This is a genomic window from Enterobacter sp. SENG-6 (genome assembly GCF_001605945.1).
In the GTDB taxonomy this organism is placed as follows: domain Bacteria; phylum Pseudomonadota; class Gammaproteobacteria; order Enterobacterales; family Enterobacteriaceae; genus Enterobacter; species Enterobacter cloacae.
On record NZ_LOMM01000030.1, the window covers coordinates 37,763 to 46,012 of the forward strand.

Here is an 8,250-nt window from a genome sequence, read left to right on the forward strand (position 1 = left end):
GGTTGCCATTTTGCTTTTACCCCCGGGCTTTTTTACGCAAAAAAAAGCGGACCACGGGGTCCGCAAAAGTTCACGTTGGCTTTAGTTGTTCGAGTTTTGAGAGAAACTCGCTGACGGTGCGGGGACGTCAAGGGTCAAACACGTGCCGCCTCGTCTATGTGGTGTATTATTCAACAGAATGCTTGATAGGGATAATCGTTCGTTGCTATGCTATCTATCGCCATGAACTATCGTGGCGACGGAGGATGAATAATGAATATTCGTGATCTTGAATACCTGGTAGCGTTAGCCGAGCATCGCCACTTTCGCCGTGCGGCAGATTCCTGCCACGTCAGCCAGCCTACGCTGAGCGGTCAGATCCGCAAGCTGGAAGATGAGCTGGGCGTGATGCTGCTGGAGCGCACCAGTCGTAAAGTGCTGTTCACTCAGGCGGGTTTGCTGCTGGTAGATCAGGCGCGCACCGTGCTGCGCGAGGTCAAAGTGCTCAAGGAAATGGCAAGTCAGCAAGGGGAGACCATGTCCGGCCCGCTGCATATTGGCCTGATCCCAACCGTTGGTCCGTACCTTCTGCCGCACATCATTCCGATGCTGCACCAGACGTTCCCGAAACTCGAAATGTATCTGCATGAAGCGCAAACCCATCAGCTGCTGGCACAGTTAGATAGCGGCAAGCTCGACTGCGCCATTCTGGCGCTGGTAAAAGAGAGCGAAGCCTTTATCGAAGTGCCGCTGTTTGACGAGCCGATGATGCTGGCGATCTACGAAGATCACCCATGGGCGAACCGCGATCGTGTGCCGATGGCCGATCTGGCCGGTGAAAAGCTGCTGATGCTGGAAGACGGTCACTGCCTGCGCGATCAGGCGATGGGCTTCTGTTTTGAAGCGGGAGCGGATGAAGATACCCATTTCCGCGCAACCAGCCTGGAAACGCTGCGTAATATGGTGGCGGCGGGAAGTGGTATTACGTTGCTGCCTGCGCTGGCCGTGCCGCGCGAGCGTAAACGTGACGGTGTGGTTTACCTGCCGTGCATTAAACCAGAGCCACGTCGTACTATAGGTCTGGTTTATCGTCCGGGGTCACCGCTGCGCAGCCGCTATGAGCAGTTGGCAGAGGCCATCCGTGGTGCGATGGATGGCCATTTTGACAACGCGTTAAAACAGGCGGTTTAAACCGTTCAGCGCGGCGACCCGATAGGCTTCCGCCATGGTCGGGTAGTTAAAGGTGGTGTTAACGAAGTATTCAATGGTGTTACCGCCACCTTTTTGCTCCATTATCGCCTGGCCGATATGAATGATTTCCGCCGCGCGTTCACCAAAGCAGTGAATACCGAGGATCTCTTTCGTCTCGCGATGGAACAGGATCTTCAGCGTTCCCACGCTCATGCCAACAATTTGTGCCCGTGCCAGATGTTTAAACTGGGCGCGACCCACCTCGTAAGGCACCTTCATGGAGGTCAACTGCTGCTCGGTTTTCCCTACGGAGCTGATTTCCGGAATGGTGTAAATCCCCGTTGGAATGTCTTCGATCAGATGCGCCGTCGCTTCGCCTTTTACCAGCGCCTGCGCCGCAATGCGCCCCTGGTCATAGGCCGCGGAAGCGAGGCTCGGGTAACCAATCACGTCACCGACCGCGTAAACGTGCGGCAGGGCAGTCTGGTACATGCTGTTAACCTTCAACTGACCACGGCTGTCCGTCTCCAGACCGATGTTTTCCAGCGCCAGTGAATCGGTGTTACCGGTACGGCCGTTAGCATACAGCAGGCAGTCGGCTTTCAGCTTTTTGCCAGACTTCAGATGCATGATCACGCCGTCGTCGCAGCCTTCGATCTTCTCGTACTCTTCGTTGTGGCGAATCACTACACCGCTGTTCCAGAAGTGGTAGGAGAGCGAGTCTGACATCTCCTGATCCAGGAAAGCCAGCAGGCGGTCGCGGGTGTTAATCAGATCAACTTTGACATCCATTCCGCGGAAGATAGACGCATATTCACACCCGATCACCCCCGCGCCATAGATAATCACATGGCGAGGTTCATGGTGCAGGCTGAGGATGGAATCGCTGTCGTAAATGCGCGGGTGTGAGAAATCCACATCTGCCGGATGATACGGGCGGGAACCACAGGCGATAACAAATTTTTCAGCGGTGAGGGTTTCAACCGAACCGTCGTGACACTCCAGCGCCAGCGTATGTTCATCCACAAAATGCGCGTTACCCTGAAGAATTTCGCAATGGTTACGCTCGTAAAAACCCTGACGCATGCGTGTCTGCTGGTTAATAACGGTATCTGCATGATTCAGGATATCGGCAAAAGAGGAACGAAGAAGTCGGGAGTGGTCGCTGTAAAGAGGGTTCTGGTTAAATTCAATAATGCGGCTAACGGCGTGGCGGAGGGCTTTGGAAGGGATGGTGCCCCAGTGGGTGCAACCGCCGCCAACATTATGGTAGCGCTCAATGACTGCTACTCTGGCTCCCTGTTTTACCAGACCCATAGCAGCGCCTTCGCCGCCGGGGCCGGAACCAATAACTATTGCGTCGTAATCGTAGGAATGTGGCATGGCAAGGCTTACCTGTTCTTATACATAAAAGCAACAGAATCATAACATCATTGCCAGGGTAACCCAATTATCGTTGTGCTTTTTTCCGGCAGTGGAGCACAAAGCGCGCGTAAACAATCATTCACAAAGCCAGGTAAACAGATTAATTTTATTCTCTGGTATAGTGCCATCAGACCTTTGGAAGGATTCAACTATCGTGATGGGCGTAAGAGCACAACAAAAAGAGAAAACCCGGCGTTCGCTGGTGGAAGCTGCATTCAGTCAACTGAGTGCTGAGCGGAGTTTTGCCAGTTTGAGCCTGCGTGAAGTCGCACGCGAGGCCGGGATTGCGCCAACGTCCTTCTATCGCCATTTCCGTGATGTGGATGAACTGGGTCTGACCATGGTCGACGAGAGTGGGCTCATGCTGCGCCAGTTGATGCGCCAGGCGCGGCAGCGTATTGCGAAAGGCGGTAGCGTTATCCGTACCTCCGTGTCGACCTTTATGGAATTTATCGGCAATAACCCCAACGCGTTTCGCCTGTTGCTGCGCGAGCGTTCAGGGACGTCAGCGGCATTTCGTGCCGCTGTCGCGCGTGAAATTCAGCATTTCATTGCGGAACTTGCCGACTATCTTGAACTCGAAAACCATATGCCGCGTGCGTTCACCGAAGCACAGGCTGAAGCGATGGTGACGATTGTTTTCAGTGCAGGTGCCGAAGCGCTGGATGTCAGCATTGAACAACGTAAGCAACTCGAAGAGCGACTGGTATTGCAGCTCAGGATGATCTCCAAAGGTGCGTACTACTGGTATCGCCGTGAACAAGAGAAACTGGCACATCAAACCGAAGAGTGAAGGTGAGTAATGAAACAGTCAGGTCAGGATAAAGGGACGCTGTTGCTGGCATTGATCGCTGGCTTATCCATTAATGGTACGTTTGCCGCTATTTTTAGCTCCATCGTACCCTTCTCGATTTTCCCGCTTATCGCCCTGGTGCTGACGGTTTACTGCCTGCACCAGCGTTATCTGAACCGCACCATGCCGGTGGGGTTACCGGGTCTGGCCGCTGCCTGCTTTATTCTGGGTGTGTTGCTGTACAGCACGGTGGTGCGCGCAGAGTACCCGGATATCGGCTCTAACTTCTTCCCTGCTGTTCTGTCTGTGGCGCTGGTGTTCTGGATTGGCTCTCGCATGCGCAGCCGCAAGAGCCAGTTGCCAGAGTAAGGAATTATTTGTAGGGCAGGTAAGCGAAGCGCCACCTGCCAAAAACGCCGGATGGCGCTACGCTTATCCGGCCTACAGATCACCGTGCGGTAAGTAAAACACCGCACTCCATATGGTGCGTATACGGGAACTGATCGAACAGCGCCAGACGTTCAACCTTGTGCGTCTGGCTTAATGTTTCCAGGTTTTTGCACAGCGTTTCCGGGTTACAGGAAATGTACAAAATACGCGGGTATGCCTGCACCATCTTCTCGGTTTCGCTGTCCAGGCCACTGCGCGGCGGATCGACAAAAATCGTCTCGCACTGATAGCCCTTCAGATCGATCCCCTCAAGACGGTTAAATTCGCGCACGCCGTTCATGGCCTGCGTAAACTCTTCTGCTGCCATACGAATAATCTGCACGTTGTCGATATGGTTGGCGGCAATGTTGTACTGCGCGGCCGCAACGGACGGTTTGGCAATTTCCGTTGCCAGTACGCGCTCGAAATTGCGCGCCAGTGCCAGCGAGAAGTTGCCATTCCCACAGTACAGCTCAAGCAGATCGCCCTTTGACCCTTCGGTCGCTTTCAGCGCCCACTCCAGCATTTGCACGTTCATCGCCGCGTTAGGTTGGGTGAAGCTGTTCTCTACCTGACGGTAAACCATCTCTTTTCCTGCCACCGACAGGCGCTCATCGATGTAATCCTGATCCAGCATGATTTTGGTTTTTGTCGCGCGGCCAATCAGGTGAACGTTGATGTTTTGCGCCCGTAGCGCATCGCGCAGCGCTTCTGCCTGCTCGCGCCACTCGTCGTTAAGCGCCTTGTGGTACAGCAGAGAGACAATGGCCTGATTGCTTTGGGTGGTCAGGTAGTCAATCTGGAACAGCTTATGGCGCAGCACCGGGTTGTTGCGCACACCGTCAATCATCAGAGTCATGAGCTGGTTAATCAGCTCACTCGCCGCCGGGAAGCTGTTAACCCGGATACGGGATTTAGTCTGCTGATCGAAGATGATGTGATACAGGTCGTCGCCATCGTGCCAGATGCGGAACTCGGCGCGCATACGGTAGTGGCTGACGGGGGAACGGAACACCTCAGGAACGGGCGCGTTGAAAGGCGTCATCATACTTTGCAGGCGGACAACTTTCTCTGCCAGCTGTGCGTCGTACTGTTCTGTCGGGAGGTGTTCGGGGGTCATGATGCGTCCTGAGTGATAAAGAATTACGCGGGGATTGTAGGGATTGTGCAGTGGATGTCCAGATTTAATGGCTAATAGCTATCTGGACATCTATACGTGTCTAATTGTAGCATTCTGTTTCCGGTCTCCTGAGAGTGAAAAGGGAATCCAGTGTAAATCTGGAGCTGACGCGCAGCGGTAAAGACTGGCGGGATGAGAGTTGCAGACACTGTGAAAATGGGAAGTCTTCATCCGCAAAACGCCACCCAGCCCGAAGACCTGCCGGGCTCACGTCGCATTTGGTTTCATCATCGCGTGCTATAGATGAGGCCTGCGGCATCCTTCTTATATTGTGGATGCTTTAACAATGATTAAAAAAGTATCGCTGTTAACGGCGTTGTCCGTTACGGCATTTTCGGGCTGGGCGCAGGATAGCGCTGACTCGTTGGTGGTGACAGCAAATCGTTTTGAACAACCGGCAAAAACAGTTCTGGCACCGACGTCCGTGGTGACGCGTGAAGATATTGAGCGCTGGCAGGCAAAGAGCGTTGTGGAGATTATGTCACGTCTGCCGGGCGTAGATATCGCGCAAAGCGGTGGCCTGGGGGCCACCTCTTCTACCTTTATTCGCGGCACTGAATCCCGTCATGTTCTGGTCCTGATTGACGGTGTACCGTTGAACAGCGCCGGGATTAGCAATGTTCCCGATCTGAGCCAAATCCCAACCTCGCTGATTCAGCGAATCGAATACGTCCGTGGCCCGCGTTCTGCGCTGTATGGCTCCGACGCGATTGGCGGCGTGATTAACATCATCACCGGGCGTGATAAGCCGGGTGCGGAAATCTCAGCGGGCGTCGGCTCTAAGGGCTACCAGACCTATGATGGCGCTTTCCAGCAGGTGCTGAATAAAACCAAAATCACTATGGCGGGTAACTACACCTATACCCGCGGCTTTGATATTGCTGCCCAGGATGCGCCGCGCCAGCCTGACCGCGATGGTTTTATGAGTAAATCGCTGTACGGCTCCGTGGAACAGCAAATTACCGACAGCGTGAGCGGGTTCTTCCGTGGCTTTGGTTATGACAACCGCACTGCGTATGACGGTTACGATCATTACGACGCCAATTTTATGGTGGATGGACGACCTGATACTCGTCAGCTTTACAGCCAGAACTGGGATACCGGTTTGCGTTACAGCCAGGGGATTTTCCAGTCACAGCTGGTGGCGGGTTACGGCCGCAGTAAAGATCAGAACTATGATCCGAAGAAAGGGCGCTACGCTGATTCCGCAACCATGGATGACGTGAAGCAGTACACCACCCAATGGCTCAACACTATAGAAGTTGGCCATGGCAATATCGGTGCAGGCCTGGACTGGCAAAAGCAGAAGACGCAGGCCGGGACCGGTTACCTGGAAAAAGGTTACGAGCAACGTAATACCGGCGTGTTCGCGTCTGCGATGCAGCAGTTCAACAGCGTGACGCTGGAAGCGGCGGCGCGTAATGACGACAACTCCAACTTTGGCAACCATGGCACGTGGCAAACCAGCGCAGCGTGGGAGTTTGTGGATGGCTATCGCGTGATTGCCTCTTACGGCACCGCTTTTAAAGCACCGACGATGAGCCAGATCCACAGCGCTTCTTACGGCAATCCGAACCTTAAACCGGAGGAGAGTAAACAGTGGGAAGGGGGCTTTGAAGGCCTGACGGGACCGGTCAACTGGCGTATCACCGGTTATCGTAATGATATTGATAACCTGATCAGCAGCGATCCGCATACGTATCGGTACTACAACGTTGACGAAGCGCGTATTAAAGGTGTGGAAGCGACGGCACAGTTCGAAACTGGACCGGTTGGACACCAGATCTCCTATGATTATGTTGACCCGCGTAACGCCAAAACTCATGAAGTGCTGGCCCGCCGTTCTAAGCAGCAGGTTAAGTATCAACTTGACTGGCAGGTATGGGATCTCGACTGGAACCTCGCTTACCGTTACCTCGGCACCCGCTATGATGTCGCAATCGATCCAGACACGTATGCGTCAGAACGCGTGAAAATGGGCGGGGTAAGCCTGTGGGATGTCGCAGTTTCATATCCTGTCACCTCTCACCTTACAGTTCGTGGTAAAATAGCCAACCTGTTCGATAAAGATTACGAGACAGTTTATGGCTACCAAACTGCAGGACGGGAATACACCTTGTCTGGCAGCTACACCTTCTAATCCGCGTCCCACCGTGCTGGTATTTGATTCCGGCGTCGGTGGGCTTTCGGTCTATGATGAGATTCGGCATCTCCTGCCGGATCTCCATTATATCTACGCCTTCGATAACGTCGCTTTCCCTTATGGGGAGAAGAGTGAGGACTTTATTGTTGAGCGTGTCGTTGAAATCGTCACCGCGGTACAGCAGCGTTATCCCCTGGCGCTGGCGGTCATCGCCTGTAATACGGCAAGTACGGTATCGCTGCCAGCCTTGCGCGCAAAATTTCAGTTCCCGGTTGTGGGCGTCGTTCCCGCAATAAAGCCTGCTGCGCGCCTGACTGCGAATGGTATTGTGGGTCTGCTGGCTACGCGCGGCACGGTGAAGCGTCCTTATACGCGTGAGTTGATCGATCGTTTTGCCAATGAATGTCAGATCGCGATGCTCGGTTCGGCAGAGCTGGTGGAGATGGCTGAAGCGAAGCTGCATGGCAAGACGGTGCCACTTGAGGAGCTGCGTCGTATTCTTCGCCCGTGGCTGCGTATGCCGGAACCGCCGGATACCGTCGTATTGGGCTGCACTCATTTCCCGCTCTTACAGGAAGAATTGTTAGAAGTACTGCCGGAGGGGACGCGTCTGGTGGATTCCGGTGCGGCTATTGCCCGTCGTACTGCCTGGCTGCTGGAACATGAAGCGCCGGATGCCAAATCTGCCGATGCGAATATCGCTTTTTGTATGGCACTAACAAACGAGACTGAACAACTTTTACCCGTTTTGCGCCGTTATGGGTTTGAAACGCTCGAAAAACTCGCGCTGTAGCACGGTTTTGAGCAAAAAAGAGACGGTTGAACGTTTTTTTTTAAAGAGGGGTTGTCAACGTCTGAGAACTCCCTATAATGCGCCTCCACTGACACGGAACAACGGCTTGCAAGCCGCCGGGTTGGCGGGGTTCAGAGATGAATGCCGACAGAGAAAAGTGAAAATAATCACTTGACTCTGAATGAGGAAAACGTATTATACGGGACCTCGCAACGGTGAGCGAAAGCCGCGTTGCACTGCTCTTTAACAATTTATCAGACAATCTGTGTGGGCACTCAAAGTGACATGGATTCTTAACGTCGCAAGACGAAAAATGA

At 53.7% G+C, this 8,250-nt stretch carries 7 protein-coding genes and 1 riboswitch; of the genes, 5 read left to right on the forward strand and 2 right to left on the reverse strand.

Annotation, left to right across the window (positions count from 1 at the left end; translation table 11 throughout):
- Positions 1-252 precede the first annotated feature (252 nt).
- Positions 253-1,170, forward strand: a complete 918-nt coding sequence (oxyR, locus tag AX755_RS15285; protein ID WP_014833742.1) for a DNA-binding transcriptional regulator OxyR — start codon at positions 253-255, stop codon at positions 1,168-1,170.
- Here the strand turns inward: oxyR and sthA are convergent.
- Positions 1,153-2,553, reverse strand: coding sequence for a Si-specific NAD(P)(+) transhydrogenase (gene sthA, locus AX755_RS15290; RefSeq protein WP_014833741.1), 1,401 nt, complete (start codon positions 2,551-2,553; stop codon positions 1,153-1,155). The two genes, oxyR and sthA, sit on opposite strands and share 18 nt — an antisense overlap.
- A 196-nt stretch (positions 2,554-2,749) precedes the next feature.
- On the opposite strand from sthA, the gene fabR reads away from it, so the two are divergent.
- Positions 2,750-3,388: an HTH-type transcriptional repressor FabR gene (gene fabR / locus AX755_RS15295; RefSeq protein WP_008501784.1), complete on the forward strand. Its 639-nt coding sequence runs from the start codon at positions 2,750-2,752 to the stop codon at positions 3,386-3,388.
- Between the two features lie 9 nt (positions 3,389-3,397).
- On the forward strand, positions 3,398-3,757 hold the full coding sequence (locus tag AX755_RS15300) for a YijD family membrane protein (RefSeq protein WP_008501783.1): 360 nt from the start codon (positions 3,398-3,400) through the stop codon (positions 3,755-3,757).
- Between the two features lie 79 nt (positions 3,758-3,836).
- Here AX755_RS15300 and trmA read toward each other — a convergent pair whose 3' ends face one another.
- A complete protein-coding gene (trmA, locus tag AX755_RS15305) occupies positions 3,837-4,937 on the reverse strand; it encodes a tRNA (uridine(54)-C5)-methyltransferase TrmA (protein ID WP_013099295.1) in 1,101 nt (366 codons plus the stop codon).
- Positions 4,938-5,041: 104 nt separating this feature from the next.
- A riboswitch (cobalamin riboswitch) is annotated at positions 5,042-5,217 on the forward strand.
- Between the two features lie 66 nt (positions 5,218-5,283).
- Between trmA and btuB the strand changes: the two genes are divergently transcribed.
- Positions 5,284-7,137, forward strand: coding sequence for a TonB-dependent vitamin B12 receptor BtuB (gene btuB, locus AX755_RS15310; protein ID WP_045294688.1), 1,854 nt, complete (start codon positions 5,284-5,286; stop codon positions 7,135-7,137).
- Positions 7,082-7,933 (forward strand): glutamate racemase, encoded by an 852-nt coding sequence (gene murI / locus AX755_RS15315; RefSeq protein ID WP_032618543.1) that lies wholly within the window; start codon positions 7,082-7,084, stop codon positions 7,931-7,933. Before btuB ends, murI begins: the two co-directional genes overlap by 56 nt.
- The last annotated feature ends 317 nt before the right edge of the window (positions 7,934-8,250 follow it).

Coding starts and splice junctions, on each gene's coding strand:
- trmA (WP_013099295.1), bottom strand. CDS start 4,937: ATGACCCCCGAACACCTCCCGACAGAACAGTACGACGCACAGCTGGCA.
- sthA (WP_014833741.1), bottom strand. CDS start 2,553: ATGCCACATTCCTACGATTACGACGCAATAGTTATTGGTTCCGGCCCC.
- btuB (WP_045294688.1), top strand. CDS start 5,284: ATGATTAAAAAAGTATCGCTGTTAACGGCGTTGTCCGTTACGGCATTT.
- murI (WP_032618543.1), top strand. CDS start 7,082: ATGGCTACCAAACTGCAGGACGGGAATACACCTTGTCTGGCAGCTACA.
- oxyR (WP_014833742.1), top strand. CDS start 253: ATGAATATTCGTGATCTTGAATACCTGGTAGCGTTAGCCGAGCATCGC.
- AX755_RS15300 (WP_008501783.1), top strand. CDS start 3,398: ATGAAACAGTCAGGTCAGGATAAAGGGACGCTGTTGCTGGCATTGATC.